A 20,651-nucleotide genomic window follows, 5' to 3' on the forward strand; every position below is an offset into this window, starting at 1 on the left:
GATATAAACCGCGATATCTCTGCCGATCCCGATGCATCGGTTATGGTGTGGCCCGAAGATGGCGCGGAAGAAGACCTCGTCGAAGCGGGCGATACTGAAACCGAAGCTGCTGGCGGCGACAAACTCTATCTGGAGCTTGATGGGTGGGAAGGCCCGCTCGATCTGCTGCTTGATCTGGCGCGCCGGCAAAAGGTTGACCTGCGCCAGATATCGATCCTTGCTCTCGTCGATCAGTATCTTGGCTACATAGAGCGCGCAGAAAGCCTGCGTTTGGAACTCGCCGCCGATTATCTCGTGATGGCAGCGTGGCTGGCCTATCTCAAATCATCGCTGCTTCTGCCCAAGGAAGAACAAGAGGATCCGAGCCCGGAAGAGCTGGCCCTGCGTTTGCAATTGCGGCTGCAGCGCCTCGGCGCAATGCGCGAATCCGCGGCACGACTGATGGCGCGTGATCGGATTGGGCGCGACATATTCCTGCGCGGCGCGCCGGAGGGATTGCGTACCGATCGCAAGACGGTTTGGACGAGCGATATTTATTCGATCATTCAAGCATATGGACAGGTGAAAGCCCGCACGGCGCCGAAAATCTATCACGTGGCTGATCGCCCTGTGATGACATTGGACAGCGCATTGGAGCGGGTTTCCGCGATGCTGGGGGTGACGCTCGAATGGATGGACATTCGCGACTTCCTGCCCCCGCATGCAGAGCCGGAACTGCGCAAATCTGCGCTTGCGTCCAGTTTTGTCGCTGCGCTTGAGCTGGCGCGGCTGGGGAGGGCTGAGATCGCTCAGGAAGAAGCCTTTGCGCCGATGCGGATCAGACGGTTGAAAGAGGGGGCTGCCGGGTGATTACAATGGAAGAAGAGGTGGAACGCGCAGAGGCCGAAGGGGCAACGCCCGATGACATTGCGCGTAGCGTAGAAGCAACCCTGTTTGCGTCAGAAGAACCTCTGACAATACAATCACTTAGTGCGCATCTAGGCGATCTGGAGCATAGCGCCGTACGCGAGGCTCTATCTGCGCTTAAAGCCCACTACCAAGACCGCGGTATCCACCTCGTCGAACGCGGAAAACGCTGGCACTTCGAAACCGCCCCTGACCTCGCCCATCTCTTAAGGCGGGAGCGAGAACAAGTTCGCCGTCTGAGCCGCGCTGCCACCGAAGTGCTCGCCATAATCGCCTACCACGAACCGGTGAGCCGCGCCGAAATCGAGAGCATTCGCGGTGTACAGACGGCGAAGGGCACGCTCGACGTGCTTCTCGAATCGGGCTGGATCAAGCCTGCTGGCCGTCGCGAAGTGCCTGGCCGCCCAGTGATCTACGCGACAACTCCCGGCTTTCTCGATCATTTCGGCCTCGCCACCCGCCGTGATCTGCCCGGCATGGATGAATTGCGGGCAGCCGGACTCCTCGATCCCGTTGATGATGCCTTGGAAGAAGCGCTTGAAGAGCGGATGGCCGGTGTTGAGGGCACGCAAGACGAGAGCGAAACTGGCGCGGAATGCAATGCAAATTCAGATGCGGTAACTGATAATGAACCATGATCGCCTAACGCGACTGGCATAGGCGGGGTTTTACCCCTATATTGACATCACACGGTTTAACGAGAGAGAAACCCCATGGGTCTTAGTGTCTGGCAAATCGCAATTATCGCGGTGGTAATTCTTGTCCTGTTCGGTCGCGGGCGCATCTCTGAGATGATGGGCGATTTCGGCAAGGGCATTTCCAGCTTCAAAAAGGGCATGAACGAAGAAGTCGATGGCGAAAGCACTCCCGCTTCGAATGCCCAGATCGAAGCCAAACCAGCCGATCCATCTGCCACTTCGTCCGAAACGACCAAAAAAGGCGAAAACACCACGTCGCAGTGATATCTAGCCGGCTTGCCGGACTGGTCGGCAGCGCTGCAAAGATAGGAGAGGCGAGGGCCTTCATCCCCCATGTTTGACCTCGGCGCCGCTGAAATCCTTGTCATCATAATCGTCGCCGTTCTTGTGATCGGCCCGAAAGACATGCCGCTCGCCATGCGCACCGTCGGGCGTTGGATCGGACAAATCCGCCGCGTTTCCGCGCATTTCCGCACCGGGATCGATGCGATGGTTCGCGAGGCTGAGCTGGATGACATGGAGAAGAAGTGGAAAGCGCAAAATGAGGAGATCATGAAGCGCACCGCAGTTTCAGCCGAATCGAAAGCAGGTGAGCCCGTGATGACAGGACCTCCGCCCGTTGCTCCTCCGGTTGATCCTGTTGCTGCCGATGATGTGCCCGCTTCTCCGTCCGCTGACAATCAAACGGTTGACGATGGTGATGCTGCCAACGAGCCGCAGCAAAGCGCGGCCAAAGACGCAGGGGGCAGCAAATAAGCGCGCCATGGTCTTGAAGATTGACGATATAGATGAGACCCGCGCTCCGCTTCTTGATCACCTGATTGAGCTGCGCACACGGCTTCTGCGCTCAATAATCGCGCTTGCTATCGCATTTGCCGGATGCCTGTACTTCGCCGATGAGATTTTCGGTTTCCTGGTCCGTCCGTTGACCGCTGCCTTTCCCCAAGGCGAGGGCAAGCTGATTTACACTCAGCTCTACGAGGCGTTCTTTGTCGAGTTGAAAGTCGCGTTGTTCGCTGGCTTCTTTATCAGCTTTCCGATCATCGCAAACCAGTTATGGGCATTCGTCGCGCCGGGACTCTACGCAAAAGAAAAGAAGGCATTCCTACCCTTCCTCATTGCTACGCCGGTGCTCTTCACCGCAGGCGCGGCGCTTGCATACTATGTGGTGATGCCAACCGCGTTCCGCTGGTTTTTGGGCTTTGAGGGCGAAGTTGGCGGTCTCGATATTGAGGCGCTGCCAGGCACTGGCAATTATCTCAATCTGGTGATGCAGTTCATCCTGGCTTTCGGGATTACTTTCCTTTTGCCGGTGCTATTGCTCCTTCTCAATCGGGCAGGAATCGTAACCCGCGCGCAGTTAATCGGCGCGAGGCGCTATGTCATTGTGGCCGTGGTGGCTTTGGCGGCGATCGTAACGCCGCCGGATCCTGGAAGCCAAGTCATTCTGGCGGTGCCGCTACTGCTCTTGTTCGAGGGATCGCTGATCCTGATGCGCTTTCAAGAGGCTGGCATGCCAAAGACTGAGGAACCGTCTGAGGATGAACAGATCAGCGGCGACGAGGCTGATGCGCAGCCTGGCGAGGGAGCGCTGCCTGACTAAGCAGGTCTGGCCATAGTTTCAACGCACAATATCCTATCAAGGTCAGCGATTTGCCGCTTGCTATACCGACGATTGTCACTTGCAGATCAGGATTGTTGACAAAAAAAGAGGCCCCAAAAGGAGCCTCTTTTAATGAGTGTATCTCAGAACCCTTATGGGCTCACAGCCTCATCATCATCATCGTCTGCAACGATGACGATACCGGCGATGACAGCAGCAGCCGCCAGAACGGCGATGATGATGCCAGAACCTTCGAGACCGCTTTCACCTTCGACCGGTGCGGCCGAACGCTCAAATGCGGCTTCTGCGATAGCCGGCGTAGCAGCAAGTGAAACTGCTGCAGTCGCCAGAGCGAGATTGCGGATCTTCATTTAGTGGTCTCCTATGAGATCGTTTTTGTGTTGCCAGGTTTCGAATAAACTTGCCCAGCGATTGTGACAACCCCCTTTTTGTAACGCACCATCCCTAGGGTTGTCAAAAAGACGGTGTGTTTTCAATACTCTATACAACCTGAGTCCGTGAAGACAGTTAACAGGCCAAACCTTCAGCAACCTTTTTTTGTGCAGTTGCACAATTGCATCAATTGCACCAGATCATGACTGTTAGGCATTCACTAACCAAGCGCCAGCGCGCTCTTTTGATAAAAAGTATGACAAAAAGGTGAACGGCGCCACATAAAACAGTGTAATGCGTGGTCTTGCGTAGACGAGTTGCATGGTTGGTTTATCACCAACTTCTCTTGATTGACGTGATAAAAGTGAAGTTTCTCGCAACACTAACGTACCCGATTGCCCCCGACCCATACCTGCTCGATCTCGGTCTCACGTATCTCGCCAGGGGAGCTGAGAAACGGATCGCGGTCAACCAAGAGGAAATCGGCGCGTTCGCCGACTATTAATCGTCCAAATCGACCTTCTGCAAAGCCAGCAAATGCTGCGTCAGCGGTGAATGCACGTAGAGCGTCTTCTCGGCTCACCGTCTCCTCTGCGCGCCAACCGCCAAAGGGCTCCCCGTTTTCATCCACCCGGCTGATCGCAACTGCAATTCCGGCAAAAGCATCGGCGGGTTCAACGGGTGCATCTGATCCGAAGGCTAGCTGTCCGCCTGCTTCGAGGACACTGCGCCACGCATAGGCTCCGCCTAAGCGATTGGGACCCAGTCGCGCTTCAGCCATTTCTCGATCCGAGGTTTGGTGCAGTGGCTGCATTGAGGCGATGATGCCGTATTCGCCAAACTTTTGCAGATCGGCAGGGTCAACGATTTGCGCATGCTCAATCCGCCAGCGACGATCACCCTTGTACGTCTCATTCAATTCTTCGATCGCGAACAATACGTCGGCGTTTGCTGCATCGCCAATCGCGTGGATTGCGGTCTGAAAGTTGTCGAGCGCCGCGCGGCTCATTCGATTGCGAAGTTGTGCTGGTGTCAAAAGAGGGAGGCCGCGCGTGTTCGGCGCATCGCTATAGGGCTCTTTCAGCACCGCACCGCGTGAGCCCAATGCTCCATCTAAGTACAGCTTGACGCCCACGAGCCGCAACTTGTCATCATATAGCCACGGCGTCGGACCGGGACCGCCAATCAACTCCATTGCTTCAATGCTGTCGGCGTAGGACATGATGCGAATATTGAGTGTGCCCAGATCGCCCGCGCGCCGGAAAGTCTGCCAATCCTCCATCGGCGTACCCATGTCGGCAACGGCAGTTATACCATTCGTCAGAAGCACTTCTTGTGCTTTTGTAAATGCAGCGTCGCGATCGGCAGGGCGGGGCTTTGGAACGCTATCGCCGACGAGCGCGATTGCGTTGTCGACGAAAACGCCACTTGGATTGCCAGAGGCATCGCGGATGACCTTTCCGCCTTCAGGATCCATCGTCGCGGCGCTAATGCCTGCACGATCCATCGCCACTGTGTTGGCCCAGTTTGCGTGATTGTCGGCTCGCTCCAGCCACACGGGACGATCAGATACGACGCTGTCTAGTTCAGCAGCGGTGGGAAAACGGCCAAGGCCCCATTTCTCCTGATTCCAACCGCGGCCCAAGATCCACGGTCGTCCGGGATTTTCCTCAGCAAATTGCTTGATTTTTGCAAGGGCGCCCTCAAGGCTTGTCGTGTCGGATAGATCCAGCGTGAGCGCGGCGAAACCTATATCCATCACATGAACATGCGCATCAATCATGCCGGGCAGCATGACCCGACCGTCACCATCGACTGCGAAATCGGTGCTTGGGCGGTCATCTCCGCGTTCTAGCACTTGCGTGATCCTGCCTTCATCGTCGAAGACAATTCCAGTGAATCTCTTGATCTCACCTGCATCATCGACGGTGATGCCATCGACATTATCGACTAAAGTGTCGGCCAAAGCGGGGAATGAGACGGAAAGCGCCAAGGCACAGAGTGCAGCGCGCGTCAGAAATTGCATGTGATATCAGTCCTGTTTGGTCGATTTGGATAGCCGGGTGATCAGCCCGCTGGTGTCATAACGACTGCCGCCTGCCGCTTGAACATCGGCATAGAATTGATCAACTAGCGCCGTGATGGGAGATGACAGGCCAAGACGTCTGGCTTCATCCAGGGCGTATCCCAAATCCTTGCGCATCCAGTCGATGGCAAACCCGAAATCAAACTTATCGGCGGTCATCGTTTTCCAGCGATTGTCCATTTGCCAGCTTTGCGCAGCACCGCCTGAGATGGCCTTATAAGTCTTATCGAGATCCAGCCCAGCGCCCTGTGCCAGCCGGACGGCTTCAGATAGGCCGCCCAGAATTCCCGCGATGCACATTTGATTTGCCATCTTCGCAGTCTGACCGGCTCCCGCAGGGCCGACATGCGTGATCGCCTTGGCATAGCTTTCCATTACCGGTCGCGCGCGCGATATCGCGGCAACACTGCCACCGCACATAATTGCGAGCTGGCCGTTTTCTGCGCCAGCCTGTCCTCCGCTGACTGGCGCATCCAGCCAATCGAAGCCGCGGTTCTCGCATTCTTCGGCTAGATCACGGGCTAGGGTCGCTGAAGTGGTCGTGTGATCGACCAGCATCGCGCCATCTTTCATCCTCTCGAAAACGCCCGATGAGCCGCGAACTACCTCCTCAACATCCTCGTCTTTCCCAACGCAGATGAAAACGATGTCGGCGTTTTGAGCCGTGGCTGCTGGGTCGAGGTGGAGAATGACATCTAATGCCTGCTCGGCCCATTTGCCGCGCCAATAATCAGCCTTTTCAGGTGAACGATTGTAAGCGTGCACGGCAAAGCCGGCGCGAGCCAGATGTCCCGTCATGGGCCCGCCCAATACGCCAAGTCCGATAAATGCCACTGTTTTGGTTTCGCTCATGCGAGTGATGCCTAAAGCCTAATCTGAGCGTTGCCAACGGATAGGGTTTGCCCTTGCGGATTTGAACGCCTAATCGCTGAGGCGATATGACTGCACCTCTGCCCGCTGGAAACGTGCCGCGCGAAAGCGTGGCCAACCCGTCTGACTTGACGATCGATCACGTTCGCGATGCCGCTGAGCGGATTGGGGGCTCTGTTGTCAACACGCCGATGATGCATTCGATCACTTTGTCAGAGATCACCGGTGCGGATATCTGGCTGAAGTTTGAAAACCTCCAATTCACGGCCGCCTATAAAGAACGTGGGGCGTTGAATGCGCTCCTCCACCTCAGTGATGAGCAAAAGAAGCGCGGCGTGATCGCGGCATCCGCTGGCAATCATAGCCAAGGGCTCTCGTACCATGGCACGCGTTTGGGTGTGCCGGTGACCATCGTGATGCCTCGCACCACCCCTACCGTCAAAGTGATGCAGACCGAAAGTGTCGGCGGAAATGTCGTCCTCGAGGGGGAGACGTTCGATGACGCTCATGCCTATGCGCGGCAACTGGAAGAGGAGCGCGGGCTGACTTTCATCCATCCCTTTGATGATCCGCTTATCGCAGCGGGGCAGGGTACGGTCGCGCTTGAAATGCTCAATGTGAAACCTGATCTCGATTGCCTTGTCACACCTATTGGCGGCGGCGGGTTGATCTCGGGCATGGCGACGGTCGCGCGGGCCATCAATCCTGATATCGAAATGGTCGGCGTGCAAGCAGGTCTGTTCCCGAGCATGTATTCGCGGATCAAGGGAGAAGACCGGGACTGCGGCGGTGACACCTTGGCAGAAGGCATCGCGGTCAAACGGCCAGGAGCCTTCACCGCAAAAGTCATTGCCGAACGTGTCGATGATATCCTTCTCGTCGATGAACCGGCCTTGGAAAAGTCGGTTTCGCTGCTGCTCCAGATCGAGAAGACCGTTGTAGAAGGGGCGGGTGCTGCGGGACTTGCCGCTGTCCTTTCAAATCCTGACCGCTTTAAAGGCAAGAAAATTGGCCTGGTGCTGTGTGGCGGCAATATCGACACGCGTTTGCTCGCAAACGTGCTGCTGCGTGACCTGGCGCGGCAAGGCAGACTTGCGCGCTTACGGGTGACTTTACAGGATCGGCCGGGCGCATTGTTCAAGGTCATGCGACTGTTTGATGCTCACAATGTCAACATCATCGAAATCTATCACCAGCGCATTTTTACATCGCTGCCTGCGAAAGGCCTTATCACCGATATCGAATGCGAGGCGCGCGATGCGAGCCAGGTCGAGCGGCTGATCGAAGCATTGCGGGCCAAAAATTACACGGTGGAATCGGTCGAGCTCAACTGATCCGCCATTGCGATTGTTAAGTATGTTCGCGGATAGCGAATTCAGAATTGCGTTTGTGACTGTCCCGCTTTGCACCGCAATGGTGCGGACAAGGTCGAGTCTTGTGTAAAGTAAGACAATATTTACCGTGTTTCGTGGTTAAGGGTCTTTTACCCGCGCAAACGAAAAGGCATAACATTGGCTTAACAACGAACCCGCGATTCTTTCGCAACACAGGAACTCGTTCAACTCGTGACGGCCCCCATCCGCTTCCCCCGCTTTTTCGTGACAAGCCCTGCTCCGTGCCCGTATCTTCCGGGTAAGCAAGAGCGCAAGGTCTTCACTGAATTGAAGGGTGCGCATGCGGATCAGCTGAACGAGGCGCTCGGCCGGATTGGCTTTCGTCGCAGTCAGACTGTCGCCTACCGGCCAAGCTGTTTGGATTGCCAAGCTTGTGTATCTGTGCGCGTGGTGGCGAATGAATTCAGAGCATCAAGCACTCAAAAACGGGATATCAAACGCAATTCGGACCTGGTGGTGACCGAATGCCGCCCTTGGGCCACCGAAGAACAGTTTGATCTTCTCTCGCGTTATCTCGCTGTTCGGCATCCCGATGGCGGCATGTCGGCGATGGATGAACTCGATTACGCCGACATGGTTGAACACACGCCGGTCACCAGCACTCTTGTCGAATACCGCGAACCGGGTGAAGATGGCGAGCCCGGCAAACTGGTCGGCGCTTGTCTAACAGATCGTCAGGGTGATGGCCTGTCGATGATTTATTCCTTCTATGACCCGTCCCACGAAGGGCGCGCCGGACTTGGGAATTTTATCATCCTAGATCATATTCGCCGCGCGGCTCACGATCGCCTTCCCTATGTTTATCTCGGCTATTGGGTCGATGGCTCTCCACGCATGCAGTATAAGGTTCGCTATCGTCCGCTTGAAAAGCTGACACGTGAAGGCTGGCAGCGGATGGAGAAAGAAGAGCAATCCAAACTGATCGCCGAGGCGACAGCTCCGCGCAAATCAAAGCAAAATGCGTTGGGAGAGGGGCTGAGCAAAGATGGCCAGCCTGCTCCTTTCACAACAAGCAAGACTTACTAAAGCAGGCTTTCTAAAGCGCTAACTTTCGAAGAGCCTGCGCTCTGCAGCGCGTCGGCGCACAAGGCCATTAAGCACTCGCCCGCCAGCCTTATTCCAACGATCGAACTCACGCGCTGCGCCTGCGTAGTCGCGGGCAATATGCTTCTTCGTGAGAGTTGCCCGGCCAATAGCTCCGGTGTTGTAATGAAAGCTGACCATGGCATCGAATTGGGTCTGCGTGGCTGGTGCATTGCCTAAGGCTCGCGCAACATCTGAGGCGTAGCGGACCAAATCCTGCTCCAAGCGGACATCGCATTGCTCTTGTGACCAGGTCGTGCCCGGACCAATACGCTGGCCGTCGAGGCCCATCCCGGTGGCACCCCAGCCAATCGTCCACGGTTCTCCGCCGGTTCTCGGATCGGGGTAGGCTTCGATCATGCCATCTGAGCGCCTCCGCGCGCATCCCTCGAAACTCTTGATGAGATCGATGCCAGCGGCGCTAATCGTCGTCACTCGCACATGACCTTCGCAAGACCTTCCGGGTTGTTGCTCCACTGGCTGCGTGGGCTCGACCAGAGCATCGTCAAGTGCGACATCCAGTTCTGCTATCTCGTTCTGTCTGAAGCCGCGGCCCATGATCTTGCGCACGGCATTAAAGACTTGTTTTCTCGCGCTCATTCTATGGCTTCCTTCTTACCTTTGATAACTGCTTTGAATGACGCCGCCTCAGTCAAAACAGCGCCCAATTCGAGAGCCGCATCCCGCGTCATCGGTTCAACGAGATCGTTCTCCTCAATAGAAGTGCGGATACTGACGGCCAGAAGCCCGATCGGTCGGCCATCGAGAGTTTTGAGCGGACATGCGACCGAAGCTTTTAAGTTTCCGGCGTACATAAAGGCTTTGAGCTCAGGGTCTTCGTGGTCTTCGACATTTCGCGCAATGCAGCGTGGGATGTCACTCGCCAACATGTAATTGAGCGATCGGCGGATCGCGCTGAGCGGCAAAGGTCGCGTTCTGATGCCCGTTTCTTCGGTGCGGATATCCATGCTTTCAAACACATCAACAATACCGATAATTTGTTCGGAATGATCGATATCGAAAACCAATGCTCGGATTACGGCGCGGCTAGACGAGGAGCGCAGTCGCAAATGTAGCAAACGCCGGCGGACAAGCTCATCGACCTCGATTGCGTGAGCCTGGGCACGCCTCTCGCGTTCCTCGCGCAGAATTTCCTGGCGAAATTCGCGGTCTTTTCGCGCTTCGTGGGCGCCGATCAAGGTTGGCCCTTGCCAGAAAACGAAGGCCATAAAGGCCACGGCTGCCAAAGCGGGGAGCGCAATAACTGCACGCCTCGGATGCTTGTCAATCAGCCTGACGATGCGATCCATCAGGCCGACATAAGGAGCTGTGCTGGCCATCGACTAAATCGAAGCTAGAGCTTGGAATGAACGATAGAAATAAGCTCGCTTCACTGCGATTGTTGTCATGATCAATGCCTCTCCGGATCGACGCCTTTTTTACCCGATGAGACATGGGCGAAGGCAAGATGCGATGTCCGGCGCGACAAAGGACAAAGCGGGATGGGCCAACGTATTAGGCAGAAAAGGATCGAGTAGGAAAATGATATCGCCGGGAGCCGTGTCGAAGGCGGAGATGACTGATCCTCAAATCTGTTGAGAATACTGATTGTTAACCGGCCTGCTTTAACGCCGACACCATGAAATGGGGGATGCCCAAAAGCGCTGATCTGGAGCCGGAAGCCAGATCAGTCAAAGCGGCTGTGCGCGAGATTTATCGCCCGATCCTGTTTGGGTATTTCACAGTGTACGCTTTCTACTATGCGTGCATGGTGGCGCTGAACTGGCTGAGCATGGAGGCTGGTTCCGATTATACTCGTCTTCAATCGCTAACAGTCGTCACCACTGTACTGGCCAGCTACTTCGCGTGGCGCATGCGTGGCCCTGTGTCGGGTTTTTCGATTGAGTGCATGCTGCTTGCGATGAATTCTATAGTGATCGCAAATGTCTACGTTGCATTGAGCATAGGATTTCTGCCCGAGAAACTGACTTATTTCATCATCATGTCGATGTTGTTTGCGCTCTCAAGCACGAGTTTCAGACAACCTCTGGTTTCCATTGCTCTCGCCTTTGCTGCCATGGGGGCATTCGCCGGTCGTCTCGATAGTGAAACCCTTTCTGCTTATGGTTTCCTGACGTTCGGAGCGGCGACGTCTTCGCTCGCGATCGCGTTCTATTTGAGAAAAGCAATTGCTCGGATTGCCGAAGCAAACCTCAAAGCGAGCGAGAGACTAGTTCATGCGGAAGATATGAGCGCGAAACTGCGTGAGGAATCGCTGTCAGACAGCCTTACCGGACTGCCCAACAGACGCGCCTTCTTCACCTTGTTCAATGAGCAGGTCCGCGGACAAGAAAATCGGAAACCTGCCCCGGGATGGCTTATCCTGCTGGATCTGGATGGATTTAAGGCAGTGAATGACATCCACGGGCATTTGGTTGGAGATGAATTGTTGGTCGCTGTCGCTGATCGCCTGCGAAGCTTTTCTGGAGGTAATGCGCATGTGAGCCGAATGGGCGGCGATGAATTCAACATGATCCTATCTGGCGATCTCGCTGAGGCTTCGGTTGTTGACCGCTGCAAATCTCTGTTGAACGAAATCGCGAAACCCTATCTTGTTGATGGGCGCCAGATCCTGATCTCATGCTCAGCTGGCTGTCTAAATGTCGATCCTGATCAAGGGGTGGAATCCCAAATCAGCAACGCCGATTACGCTTTGATGGCCGCAAAGAAGCAGGGAAAAAACCGGGTTGTAGTTTTCAACAAAGTTTATGCAGAGCAAGCGGGAATCCGCTTTCGAATTGAGAACGCACTTCGCAGCGCCGATCTCGAAAAAGAGATTAGCGTCGTGTTTCAGCCGCAATTCAAGCTGGGTACGAGCGAAGTCGTCGGCGCAGAAGTGTTGGCGCGCTGGACCAATCCAGAAGTTGGGCCCATCCCGCCGCAGCGTTTCATCCAAATCGCGGAGGAAAGCGGACTGGTGGCGAACATCACTCTGGTGGTCGTGAGAAAGGCGCTTTGCGAATTGTCATCCTGGAAGCACTCGATTCCGATTTCAATTAACCTCTCAGGCCATGATCTGCTGTCCGATCCCGTGATCGATGCGGTGATCGAGATTGTCAGGGAGCACGGAGTTGATCCATCGCGGATTGAATTCGAGGTAACTGAAACCGCAATGATGGCAGATATCCAGAAAGCGGCCGCCAATCTCGATCGTTTGTCAATCCTTGGCTTCTCAATCGCGCTTGATGATTTCGGAACGGGCTATTCCAACTTCAACTATCTTCGTTCTCTCCCGATTAAGCGGCTCAAAGTCGACAAATCCTTTGTCGAAAACCCGGGCGATCCCATGGCTGAAAAAGTGCTCGCTTCGCTTGTTGGCATGGCGCGCGTGTTGGGTGTGCACTGCTTGCTTGAGGGCGTGGAAGATGAAATCTCGCTGATCATGGCAAAGCGTGCAGGGGCGGAATTGGTCCAGGGATATCTGTTCGCCAAACCGATGAAGGCAGAAGACCTTGTGGAATTGATCTCGCGAGGCACCGACGAAAGCATCGTGCGCACAGCATAATAAAAGGCGGCCAACCTCTCGGTTAGCCGCCCTTTCTATTGTAGAACCCCGGTGGGGTGAATTGCGCTTAAGCGCTGTAGTACATGTCAAACTCGACCGGAGCTGGCGTTGTTTCAAGACGCAGCTGCTCTTCCCATTTGAGCTCAGCATAGGCCTCAATCTGATCAATTGAGAAGACGTCGCCTTTGAGAAGGAACTCGTGATCTTCTTCCAGCGATTCCAAGGCTTCACGAAGCGATCCGCAAACGGTTGGCACCTCAGCAAGCTCTGCTGGTGGCAGATCGTAAAGGTTCTTGTCCATCGCATCGCCCGGGTGGATCTTGTTCTCGATCCCGTCGAGGCCCGCCATGAGCAGGGCGGAGAACGCGAGATACGGGTTCGCCAACGCGTCAGGGAAACGGAATTCTACGCGTTTGGCTTTTTCGCCCGCGCCATACGGGATACGGCATGATGCTGAACGGTTGCGTGCTGAGTATGCGAGTAGAACTGGCGCCTCAAAACCAGGGACCAGACGCTTGTAGCTGTTGGTCGTTGCATTGGTGAATGCGTTGATCGCTTTCGCGTGTTTGATGACACCACCGATGTAATGGAGGCATGTCTCTGAAAGGCCGGCATACTCATCGCCAGCAAAGGTCGGATCGCCGCCTTTCCAGATCGACATATGCGTGTGCATGCCCGAACCGTTATCTTCCTTGATTGGCTTAGGCATGAATGTCGCTGTCTTGCCATAAGCGTGCGCAACTTGCTGCACGACGTATTTGTAGACCTGCACCTGATCAGCCGTTTTCGTGAGCGTGCTGAATGTAATGCCGAGCTCGTGCTGGGCAGCGGCCACCTCGTGGTGGTGCTTGTCCATGTTGAGGCCCATTTCCATCATGGTCGCAACCATTTCGCCCCGGATGTCCATGGCGCTGTCAACAGGCGCTACTGGGAAGTATCCGCCTTTCTCGCGTGGACGGTGGCCCATATTGCCCATCTCGTATTCTTTGCCAGTGTTGGTCGGCAATTCGATATCGTCGATGGCAAATCCGCTGCCTGCATATCCGTCTTCAAAACGGACATCATCGAACATGAAAAACTCAGGCTCAGGCCCAACATAGACTGTGTCACCGATGCCGGTCGACTTCAGATAGGCTTCTGCGCGCTTTGCAGTCGAGCGCGGGTCGCGCCCGTAAAGCTGGCCATCGGACGGCTCCACAATGTCGCAAAAAATGGAAAGCATCGGCGTTGCGCTGAACGGATCGACGTAAGTCGCTTCCATGTCGGGCTTCAGGATCATGTCGGATTCGTTGATCGTCTTCCAACCCTCAATCGAAGAACCATCGAACATCAGGCCATCTTCGAGCGCATCTTCATCCATCGCGGTCGATGCCATGGTGAGGTGCTGCCATTTGCCTTTGGGATCGGTGAAGCGCAGATCGACCCATTCGATCTCATCGTCCTTGATCTGTTTAACAATGTCTTTTGCGCTAGCCATTCTTGTATTCTCCAGCTGGTAGTTTGAGAGGTTGGTGGTGCCCGGATTGGGCGAACGGAATTCAACTTTTAGATTGCATCGTCATCAGTTTCGCCAGTGCGGATGCGGAGAGCCTGATCGATCGTGCTCACGAAGATTTTTCCATCGCCAATGCGTCCGGTCTGCGCTGCATTGGCAACAGCTTCAATCACGCGCTCTGCCTGATCATCGGAAATGACGACTTCGAGTTTCACTTTTGGTAGAAAGTCGACAACGTATTCTGCGCCGCGATAGAGTTCCGTGTGGCCTTTCTGACGGCCAAATCCGCGCGCTTCGGTGACAGTGATGCCCGATACTCCGATTTCATGCAGCGCTTCTTTCACCTCGTCGAGTTTGAAAGGTTTGATGATCGCTTCGATCTTTTTCACGTAATTCCCCGCAAATTGGCCCGCCGATTTTTTGTGCGTGCCAGCCACTCCTTTCGCGAAAGGAATCGCTCAATGTGCCTAGCGAAGTAGCAACATTGTGTTAGCAGGTGCAACACCGCTCATCACAACTTGGCCATTTGCCTAAATTATAGGCAGATTTTGCAAGTTAGAGCCGCAAACCGGTCGTTTCTGGCAGGCCGCACATGATGTTGAGGTTCTGAATTGCGGCCCCGCTTGCACCTTTGCCCAGGTTATCAAGTCGGGCGATGAGACGCGCGTTCCATCCGCCTTCATTTCCGCAGACGTACAACGTCATACCGTCAAAAGCTTCCGCGTCATCGTTGAGCAGCAATTCCGACGGCGCGATATCTGCCACCGTGACGATGTTTGAATTGGCGTAGTGTTCTTGCAGTGTCGTCCTGAGAGTGTCGGCTTCTGGGTCGCCCTCCATCGCGCCGAGATGAAGCGGCACTTCGACATGCATTCCGCGGTAGGCAGGAACAACGGCTGGAGCGAACAGAACTCCGTGATCGAGGCCCGCATGCAGCTTCATTTCCGGGCGATGCTTGTGCGCCAATTCGTGGCCGTAGGAACGATGCGCGATCTGTGGTGAGCTTTTGAAGCGCTCGATCAAAGCTTTGCCGCCACCCGAATATCCGCTCACCGCGTTCACTGTGTAAGGCCAATCGGCTGGGATTACTCGAGCGCGGACCAAAGGGGCAATCAGCGCAAGGAAGCCTGTCGGATAGCATCCCGGATTGCTGACAAGTTGTGCGTTCGCGATCTTTTCGTTTCCGATGATCTCGGGAAATCCGTAAGTCCAGCCATCGGCAACCCGGTGGGCGCTTGACGCATCAATAATGCGTGTACCCGATCCTTCGGCCAGTTTCACCGCATCGCGGGCTGCTTCGTCGGGCAGGCAAAGGATCGCAATATCGGCTTCGTGCAGAGCTTGCTTGCGTGCCGATTCATCTTTGCGGCGATCATCGTCCAGGAGGACCAATTCGAACTCGGTGCGACCTGCCAGCCGTTCTCGAATTTCGAGACCCGTTGTTCCCGCTGCTCCATCGATAAAGATGCGTGTCGCCATAATGGCAGCGGGCTAGCTGTCAGTCGCCTCCGGCGCAAGCGAACTCAGCTTGCAATAGCCGCTTGGTCCATCAGGACCGATACAGCCCCATGCCCAATCACCTTCAGTGTCAAGCACTTCGATCAGATCGCCAGCGTTCAAGGAAAAGACGATGTCAGCATCTTCGCGCGGGGCCATTAAGAAGTCCGCGCCTGCATCGCCTGCAGTGCGTGAATTCGGGATGACATAATGCGCTGCCAAGTGGCGTCCGGCGAGAGCCATGTGAGCAAGATCGCCGCGCAGAGGCAGGGTGCCCGGTGCAGGCTTCGCGACGGGGCCCCTAAGACCCAGGACCCCGCTGGGGACGCTATACGATGTCGTTTGGCTGCTTGCGCCGCTCATTTTCTTCGTTTCCTTCGCCCCCACATCCCGGCGCTTAGCGAGATGGTTGCGAGCGAGCAAGCAAGCGCCTTTGTCTGTCCTCAGGATGGACGGATCAGCCGTACCGGCTTTTCAGCATATGCCAGCTTGCCCGCAGGCCATAGGCGGTTCCGCCCTTTGCTCGTCCAGGCTTTGCGTAAGGACGCCAGGCGAACGTGTCGAAGTGCACCCAGTCGGTGCCATCCGACACAAACTTATCGAGGAACAGTCCCGCGACACTCGCGCCGGCATAGGGATTAGACTGCGCGTTGACGATATCAGCGATGTCTGACTTGAGGTATTCGCGGTACGCTTCAGGCAAAGGTAGGCGCCAGGGTTCATCGCCATTGGCTTTGCCCGCTTCGATCAGCGCGTTGGCGGTGTCGTCTTTGCGCGCCATCATTGCCGCATAGTCCGGTCCTAACGCGATCCGAGCCGCACCTGTGAGGGTCGCGAAATCAATGATGAGATCTGGTTCTTGCTCGCTTGCACGAGTCAACGCATCGCCAAGGATCAACCGCCCTTCAGCATCGGTGTTGTGTATCTCGACCGACAGGCCTTTTCGGCTGGAAAGGACATCGCCTGGGCGGAAGGCGGGACCGGAGATCGCATTCTCTACCGCGGGGATCAGCAGGTGAAGCCGGATTTTCAAGCCTGCACTCATGATAAGCCCAGCAAGCGCGATCGCATGCGCTGCGCCTCCCATATCCTTTTTCATCAGCCGCATGCCTGCCGCCGGTTTGATGTCGAGGCCGCCGGAATCGAAGCACACGCCTTTGCCAACAATCGCGAGCACGGGATCATTTTCTGATCCCCATGTGAGATGCATAATGCGCGGTGCGTGATGGCGCGCGGCAGCTCGGCCTACGGCGTGCACCATGGGGTAGCCCTGTTCTAGCGCATCGCCTTTGACGACATTCAATTCGCCGCCATGCACCTTGGCGAGCTTTTCGCATTCCGCCTGCAATGCGGCAGGCCCCATGTCCTCTGCCGGAGTGTTGACGAGATCACGCACCAACATTTCCGCCTCGGCCTCGGCGCGGATCGCGTCGATTTGGCCGACCTGCTTGGTCAGCAGGACACGCGGACCGGTGGGCTTTTCCTCATCGCGATAGCGGGTGAAGCGGTATTGCGCCGTCAACCAGCCAAACATCGCCGCACCCGGATCACCTTCAGCGAGGCGATATGTACCCTCAGGCAATCGATCTGCCAGAGCCGCGAGGCAATAGGGCGACAGGCTTTCGCCATTGGCAACACCGCCCGCAGCCATGAACGCATCACCGTCACCAATGATAGCGACCTGTCCGGGGGAGCCATCAAATTTCTGCGCCGACAATTGCGCGCGCTGGCTTGCGGAAAGCGATTTTGTAAACTCATCGCAATCAGCTTGCGGAACGAGGTGGATTGTCGTGGCGTCTTGCCCGCGATCGGGCTGGATCAGGTCGGCTATGTCAGTCATGGGAGGCTAATTAATGCGCGCTCGGCGCTTGTCACGCTTCAAATCGCTCAAATTCACGCCGAAGCGCACCAAAGCCCCCTCGCAATTGGGCGTTTGACACGCTATCTGATCGGTCATGCAAGAATACCAACTCGTAGAAAGCAACGACACCGTCTACCGCGACGGGACAATCAAGCTGCACACCGAAGAAGGCTTCGAAGGCATGCGCCGCGCCGGCCAGCTTTCGGCGCGCATCCTTGATGAAGTGGCCGATTGGGTGCAGCCCGGTGTCACCACCGAAAGCATCGACACGCGCATTCGCGAAATGATGATGGACGCGGGCGCTGTTCCCGCAACGCTTGGCTATCGCGGGTACACCCATTCAAGCTGCATCTCGATCAACCATGTCATCTGTCACGGCATTCCGTCGGACAAGGTGCTGAAAGAGGGCGACATCCTGAATGTCGATGTCACCTCCTTGCTCGATGGATGGCACGGCGACACCAGCCGGATGTTTTTTGCTGGCGAACCGTCAATCAAGGCAAAGCGTCTGGTTGATGTGACCTATGAGTGCATGATGCTCGGTATTGAAGCGGCAAAACCGGGCGCTCGTCTCGGCGATATCGGCGCAGCGATTGAGGCGCATGCAAAGCAGTTCCGTTATGGCGTTGTGCGCGAGTTTTGCGGGCACGGCCTGGGACGGTTGTTCCACGACGCGCCTGAAGTGGTTCACGCCGCAAAGGCGGGTACTGGGCCTGAATTGAAACCGGGCATGTTCTTCACGATTGAACCAATGATCAATCTCGGCAAGCCTTGGGCCAAAGTGCTGAATGATGGTTGGACAGCAGTGACGCGGGACAAGTCTTTGTCCGCGCAATTCGAGCACTCAATCGCGATTACCGAGGACGGGAACGAGATTTTCACGAAGAGCCCGACAGGACGGCACAAGCCGCCTTACAGCTGAGATTTGTGCCAGGGATTTCTCGGCTTTCAACTTGGTGAAAGTGTCTCGATATGGGACAGAATTTGTCATGCTAAGGTGACAAAGGTTACACTCTGTCACCTTGTGTCACAGCAGAAATATCGCTGTTTTTCAGATCAATAGACTTCATTTCGACTGGTGACGGACACGGGTCGCGCACCGGAAAATGAGCTTGGGTTGCGGCAGTCGTTCGCTTGCATGCGAAAGCGAACAGACGCGAAAAGGGCGCAGATGCACATGGGGATCGACGATTTAAAAGAGCCTGTCTGAAGCTCTGCAAATTTGGCTTGGAGCTGTGGCTGCTGGGTAGCCATAGCAAAAGGTGTAGGAAAGCGAGACTGGGCCCGGCTCGCTACAAAAACCAGATCGCCAACACCGCCACCATCACGAAAATGACGGCCACCGAAAATGCCAGCATCCACATAACCTCGCGGGTGATGTGGCCTTTGACGACCCAATCGTAAGCGCACGCAATCACTACGGTGATCGGCACTTGAACGCCGATTGCGACCGGATCGGGTAATTCCATCACTTGCACCACGCGCGCATAGGCTGGTGTCATCAGCGCCAAGGTGGCGATCAGCATCGCTTGGCGGTGTTCGTGGACGCGCTTTGAACGCGCATAGTTCACGGCGAGGAAATAAAGCGGCAAGAAGGTCACAAATGCTGCGATGTTGACCACAGTCACTTCGGGTCGCCCCAATTCGCGGCCGATATTGACCGCGATAATGGCGCCCGATGCGACCATTGCCCCGACCAATCCAAGCGAGATTGCGCCCAGCGTTCTGTGCCATTTTACGCGCTTGGTCACGATCAACAGCGGCTGGATAACAAGCAGCGCAAGCCAGGTCAGCATAACTCCTGCATGCAGAATGACGATGGGGATGTAGCGGACGCGCACTTCGGGATGGAAATACGCCTTCATTCCAAATGCGATGATCGTAAAGACAAGCAGGCCAAGCGCGATCCGGCTCATCAAGAGGTTGGCTCGGCGGTGGTTCTCGGGCGCCCGCATACTACACTTCGCGTGCTGCACGGATAGCAGCGCCTGCGGCAAAGGGGGCGATGGCAACGAGGCCGAGCGAGATCGCTCCTGCAAAGCCGAGGCTGGCGACGTCCTGCCTCGCCAAGGCGCCCGCTCCAAAAATGAGGAGGGGAAGGGCGAGGGGGATCAGCAGCAAGCCTGACAGGGCAGCGCCAGCTCGAAGGCTTGCCGTGAGAGCTGCAATTATCAGCCCGATGGCTGCAAGGCCGGGCGTCCCGGCGAGCAGGCCGATCAGGATGAGATGGAGTGTCGGTCCATCAAGGCCAAGCAGCGCGGCGGCCGGAAAGGCAGCCAGGATAAGCGGTGGGCCAAAGCTCAACCAATGCGCTAAAAGGCGCACCGCCATCATCATTTCTTCCGCCATTCCGCGAAGCCGCAATTGGTCGAACATGCCCCGCTCGATATCGGCGCGCACCAGTTTTTCAACCGGGAGAATGGCAGCGAGCAGGGCCGCAATCCACACAACACCGCCTCCGGTCTTTGTGAGCACATTGGCATCGGGCCCAACCGCGAACGGGTAAAGCATGGCGACAGCGAGGAAGAACACCAATGGCAATGCCGCGCCGCTTCCCGTGAAGGGAAAGAACTGCGCGAGATCGCGGCGAAGGAGGGCCGCGATCATCGTGCGTAATCCTCGATTGCGAGTGACCTCATGCCTTCAATAGCGAGTTCCTGATGCGAGGCGATGACCGCAATCCCGCCCGACGCCGAATGCTCACCTATCAGCGCATTCACCAGTCCAATCGCGCCCTTATCGAGGCCGCTCAAGGGCTCATCCAGAAGCCAAATGGGCACATTGCGATTGAGCAGACTGGCAAGCGCGGCTCTCTTTTTCTGGCCCGTTGAGAGGTATTGTATCGGCACGTCGAGAAGCGTGCTCAAACCGAGTTTTTGGACAGTCGCATTTGGGTCGGCGCAGCCATCCACCCGCTCCCAGAATGCTAGCGCTTTCCCAAGTGGCAGGTCTGGATCTAGTGCAGGGCGATCATCCAAAAGGCCTATCGCACCTGCAGTTTCAACGCCCCCTTCAAACGGCGTCATCAAGCCTGCCAGTGTCCGCATGAGTGTAGTCTTGCCCGAGCCATTTGCGCCCGTCACATGAAGCGCGTCGCCTTGGCCAAGTTCGACTGACAGCCCGCGAAACAGCACACGGTCCCCGCGCCGAGAGGCGAGATCGCTTGCGATCAGCGAAGGGGGCGAAGAGCCTTGCATCGC

22 protein-coding genes are annotated in these 20,651 nt (G+C 56.1%); 9 read left to right on the top strand and 13 right to left on the bottom strand.

Annotated features, from left to right (window positions below):
* Positions 1-42: 42 nt before the first annotated feature.
* From AUC45_RS14045 to tatC, 5 genes are all read left to right on the top strand, one after another.
* On the top strand, positions 43-849 hold the full coding sequence (locus AUC45_RS14045; protein ID WP_082701218.1) for a ScpA family protein: 807 nt from the start codon (positions 43-45) through the stop codon (positions 847-849).
* A gap of 5 nt (positions 850-854) precedes the next feature.
* Positions 855-1,544 carry an SMC-Scp complex subunit ScpB gene (gene scpB, locus AUC45_RS14050; protein WP_067604076.1) on the top strand — a complete coding sequence of 230 codons (690 nt, stop codon included), beginning with the start codon at positions 855-857 and terminating at the stop codon, positions 1,542-1,544.
* A 75-nt stretch (positions 1,545-1,619) separates the two neighbouring features.
* Complete coding sequence (gene tatA, locus AUC45_RS14055) at positions 1,620-1,868, top strand: twin-arginine translocase TatA/TatE family subunit (RefSeq protein ID WP_067604078.1); 249 nt, start codon at positions 1,620-1,622, stop codon at positions 1,866-1,868.
* A 69-nt stretch (positions 1,869-1,937) separates the two neighbouring features.
* A complete protein-coding gene (tatB, locus tag AUC45_RS14060; RefSeq protein WP_067604080.1) occupies positions 1,938-2,360 on the top strand; it encodes a Sec-independent protein translocase protein TatB in 423 nt (140 codons plus the stop codon).
* A 7-nt stretch (positions 2,361-2,367) separates the two neighbouring features.
* On the top strand, positions 2,368-3,207 hold the full coding sequence (gene tatC, locus AUC45_RS14065; RefSeq protein WP_067604525.1) for a twin-arginine translocase subunit TatC: 840 nt from the start codon (positions 2,368-2,370) through the stop codon (positions 3,205-3,207).
* Between the two features lie 152 nt (positions 3,208-3,359).
* Here tatC and AUC45_RS14070 read toward each other — a convergent pair whose 3' ends face one another.
* The 3 genes from AUC45_RS14070 to AUC45_RS14080 form a co-directional block, all read right to left on the bottom strand.
* Positions 3,360-3,578: a hypothetical protein gene (locus AUC45_RS14070; protein ID WP_067604083.1), complete on the bottom strand. Its 219-nt coding sequence runs from the start codon at positions 3,576-3,578 to the stop codon at positions 3,360-3,362.
* Between the two features lie 404 nt (positions 3,579-3,982).
* The gene (locus AUC45_RS14075) at positions 3,983-5,626 is read right to left on the bottom strand and encodes an amidohydrolase (protein ID WP_067604085.1); all 1,644 of its coding nucleotides are present in this window, start codon (positions 5,624-5,626) and stop codon (positions 3,983-3,985) included.
* Between the two features lie 6 nt (positions 5,627-5,632).
* A complete protein-coding gene (locus AUC45_RS14080; protein WP_067604087.1) occupies positions 5,633-6,538 on the bottom strand; it encodes an NAD(P)-dependent oxidoreductase in 906 nt (301 codons plus the stop codon).
* An 86-nt stretch (positions 6,539-6,624) separates the two neighbouring features.
* Here AUC45_RS14080 and AUC45_RS14085 point away from each other — a divergent pair, with 86 nt between their 5' ends.
* Positions 6,625-7,890, top strand: coding sequence for a threonine ammonia-lyase (locus tag AUC45_RS14085; protein ID WP_067604089.1), 1,266 nt, complete (start codon positions 6,625-6,627; stop codon positions 7,888-7,890).
* Positions 7,891-8,121: 231 nt separating this feature from the next.
* A complete protein-coding gene (locus AUC45_RS14090) occupies positions 8,122-8,976 on the top strand; it encodes an arginyltransferase (RefSeq protein WP_067604091.1) in 855 nt (284 codons plus the stop codon).
* Between the two features lie 18 nt (positions 8,977-8,994).
* Here AUC45_RS14090 and AUC45_RS14095 read toward each other — a convergent pair whose 3' ends face one another.
* Complete coding sequence (locus tag AUC45_RS14095) at positions 8,995-9,633, bottom strand: lysozyme (RefSeq protein WP_082701197.1); 639 nt, start codon at positions 9,631-9,633, stop codon at positions 8,995-8,997.
* Positions 9,630-10,373, bottom strand: a complete 744-nt coding sequence (locus AUC45_RS14100; protein ID WP_067604093.1) for a hypothetical protein — start codon at positions 10,371-10,373, stop codon at positions 9,630-9,632. The genes AUC45_RS14095 and AUC45_RS14100 overlap by 4 nt, the downstream gene beginning before the upstream one ends.
* 299 nt (positions 10,374-10,672) lie before the next feature.
* Here AUC45_RS14100 and AUC45_RS14105 point away from each other — a divergent pair, with 299 nt between their 5' ends.
* Entirely contained in the window at positions 10,673-12,598 is a 1,926-nt protein-coding gene (locus AUC45_RS14105; RefSeq protein ID WP_067604095.1) for a bifunctional diguanylate cyclase/phosphodiesterase, read from the top strand.
* A gap of 67 nt (positions 12,599-12,665) precedes the next feature.
* Here the strand turns inward: AUC45_RS14105 and glnA are convergent, their stop codons facing one another.
* The 5 genes from glnA to AUC45_RS14130 all read right to left on the bottom strand — a co-directional run bounded on the left by glnA (position 12,666) and on the right by AUC45_RS14130 (position 17,430).
* Positions 12,666-14,075, bottom strand: coding sequence for a type I glutamate--ammonia ligase (glnA, locus tag AUC45_RS14110; RefSeq protein ID WP_067604097.1), 1,410 nt, complete (start codon positions 14,073-14,075; stop codon positions 12,666-12,668).
* Between the two features lie 68 nt (positions 14,076-14,143).
* On the bottom strand, positions 14,144-14,482 hold the full coding sequence (locus AUC45_RS14115; protein WP_067604529.1) for a P-II family nitrogen regulator: 339 nt from the start codon (positions 14,480-14,482) through the stop codon (positions 14,144-14,146).
* A 166-nt stretch (positions 14,483-14,648) separates the two neighbouring features.
* Positions 14,649-15,572: an N-acetyl-gamma-glutamyl-phosphate reductase gene (gene argC / locus AUC45_RS14120; protein ID WP_067604099.1), complete on the bottom strand. Its 924-nt coding sequence runs from the start codon at positions 15,570-15,572 to the stop codon at positions 14,649-14,651.
* 12 nt (positions 15,573-15,584) lie between these two features.
* A complete protein-coding gene (locus AUC45_RS14125) occupies positions 15,585-15,953 on the bottom strand; it encodes a hypothetical protein (RefSeq protein WP_067604531.1) in 369 nt (122 codons plus the stop codon).
* 94 nt (positions 15,954-16,047) lie between these two features.
* Positions 16,048-17,430, bottom strand: a complete 1,383-nt coding sequence (locus AUC45_RS14130) for a M17 family metallopeptidase (protein WP_067604101.1) — start codon at positions 17,428-17,430, stop codon at positions 16,048-16,050.
* A 115-nt stretch (positions 17,431-17,545) separates the two neighbouring features.
* Between AUC45_RS14130 and map the strand changes: the two genes are divergently transcribed.
* Positions 17,546-18,373: a type I methionyl aminopeptidase gene (gene map / locus AUC45_RS14135; RefSeq protein ID WP_067604103.1), complete on the top strand. Its 828-nt coding sequence runs from the start codon at positions 17,546-17,548 to the stop codon at positions 18,371-18,373.
* A gap of 370 nt (positions 18,374-18,743) precedes the next feature.
* Here map and AUC45_RS14140 read toward each other — a convergent pair whose 3' ends face one another.
* Genes AUC45_RS14140 through ccmA form a run of 3 tightly spaced genes read right to left on the bottom strand, consistent with a single transcriptional unit; the run spans position 18,744 to position 20,648 of the window.
* Entirely contained in the window at positions 18,744-19,406 is a 663-nt protein-coding gene (locus AUC45_RS14140) for a hypothetical protein (protein WP_233998862.1), read from the bottom strand.
* 1 nt (position 19,407) lies between these two features.
* The gene (locus AUC45_RS14145; RefSeq protein ID WP_067604105.1) at positions 19,408-20,058 is read right to left on the bottom strand and encodes a heme exporter protein CcmB; all 651 of its coding nucleotides are present in this window, start codon (positions 20,056-20,058) and stop codon (positions 19,408-19,410) included.
* The gene (gene ccmA / locus AUC45_RS14150) at positions 20,055-20,648 is read right to left on the bottom strand and encodes a heme ABC exporter ATP-binding protein CcmA (protein ID WP_067604107.1); all 594 of its coding nucleotides are present in this window, start codon (positions 20,646-20,648) and stop codon (positions 20,055-20,057) included. The genes AUC45_RS14145 and ccmA overlap by 4 nt, the downstream gene beginning before the upstream one ends.
* Between the last annotated feature and the right edge of the window lie 3 nt (positions 20,649-20,651).

It is taken from the genome of Erythrobacter sp. YT30 (assembly GCF_001542875.1).
In the GTDB taxonomy this organism is placed as follows: domain Bacteria; phylum Pseudomonadota; class Alphaproteobacteria; order Sphingomonadales; family Sphingomonadaceae; genus Erythrobacter.

Excerpts from the sequence above, each read along its gene's own strand:
- AUC45_RS14045 (WP_082701218.1), top strand. The coding sequence starts at position 43 with ATGGTGTGGCCCGAAGATGGCGCGGAAGAAGACCTCGTCGAAGCGGGC.
- scpB (WP_067604076.1), top strand. The coding sequence starts at position 855 with ATGGAAGAAGAGGTGGAACGCGCAGAGGCCGAAGGGGCAACGCCCGAT.
- tatA (WP_067604078.1), top strand. The coding sequence starts at position 1,620 with ATGGGTCTTAGTGTCTGGCAAATCGCAATTATCGCGGTGGTAATTCTT.
- tatB (WP_067604080.1), top strand. The coding sequence starts at position 1,938 with ATGTTTGACCTCGGCGCCGCTGAAATCCTTGTCATCATAATCGTCGCC.
- tatC (WP_067604525.1), top strand. The coding sequence starts at position 2,368 with ATGGTCTTGAAGATTGACGATATAGATGAGACCCGCGCTCCGCTTCTT.
- AUC45_RS14070 (WP_067604083.1), bottom strand. The coding sequence starts at position 3,578 with ATGAAGATCCGCAATCTCGCTCTGGCGACTGCAGCAGTTTCACTTGCT.
- AUC45_RS14075 (WP_067604085.1), bottom strand. The coding sequence starts at position 5,626 with ATGCAATTTCTGACGCGCGCTGCACTCTGTGCCTTGGCGCTTTCCGTC.
- AUC45_RS14080 (WP_067604087.1), bottom strand. The coding sequence starts at position 6,538 with ATGAGCGAAACCAAAACAGTGGCATTTATCGGACTTGGCGTATTGGGC.
- AUC45_RS14085 (WP_067604089.1), top strand. The coding sequence starts at position 6,625 with ATGACTGCACCTCTGCCCGCTGGAAACGTGCCGCGCGAAAGCGTGGCC.
- AUC45_RS14095 (WP_082701197.1), bottom strand. The coding sequence starts at position 9,633 with ATGAGCGCGAGAAAACAAGTCTTTAATGCCGTGCGCAAGATCATGGGC.
- AUC45_RS14100 (WP_067604093.1), bottom strand. The coding sequence starts at position 10,373 with ATGGCCAGCACAGCTCCTTATGTCGGCCTGATGGATCGCATCGTCAGG.
- AUC45_RS14105 (WP_067604095.1), top strand. The coding sequence starts at position 10,673 with ATGAAATGGGGGATGCCCAAAAGCGCTGATCTGGAGCCGGAAGCCAGA.
- glnA (WP_067604097.1), bottom strand. The coding sequence starts at position 14,075 with ATGGCTAGCGCAAAAGACATTGTTAAACAGATCAAGGACGATGAGATC.
- argC (WP_067604099.1), bottom strand. The coding sequence starts at position 15,572 with ATGGCGACACGCATCTTTATCGATGGAGCAGCGGGAACAACGGGTCTC.
- AUC45_RS14125 (WP_067604531.1), bottom strand. The coding sequence starts at position 15,953 with ATGAGCGGCGCAAGCAGCCAAACGACATCGTATAGCGTCCCCAGCGGG.
- AUC45_RS14130 (WP_067604101.1), bottom strand. The coding sequence starts at position 17,430 with ATGACTGACATAGCCGACCTGATCCAGCCCGATCGCGGGCAAGACGCC.
- map (WP_067604103.1), top strand. The coding sequence starts at position 17,546 with ATGCAAGAATACCAACTCGTAGAAAGCAACGACACCGTCTACCGCGAC.
- AUC45_RS14140 (WP_233998862.1), bottom strand. The coding sequence starts at position 19,406 with ATGCGGGCGCCCGAGAACCACCGCCGAGCCAACCTCTTGATGAGCCGG.
- AUC45_RS14145 (WP_067604105.1), bottom strand. The coding sequence starts at position 20,058 with ATGATCGCGGCCCTCCTTCGCCGCGATCTCGCGCAGTTCTTTCCCTTC.
- ccmA (WP_067604107.1), bottom strand. The coding sequence starts at position 20,648 with ATGCAAGGCTCTTCGCCCCCTTCGCTGATCGCAAGCGATCTCGCCTCT.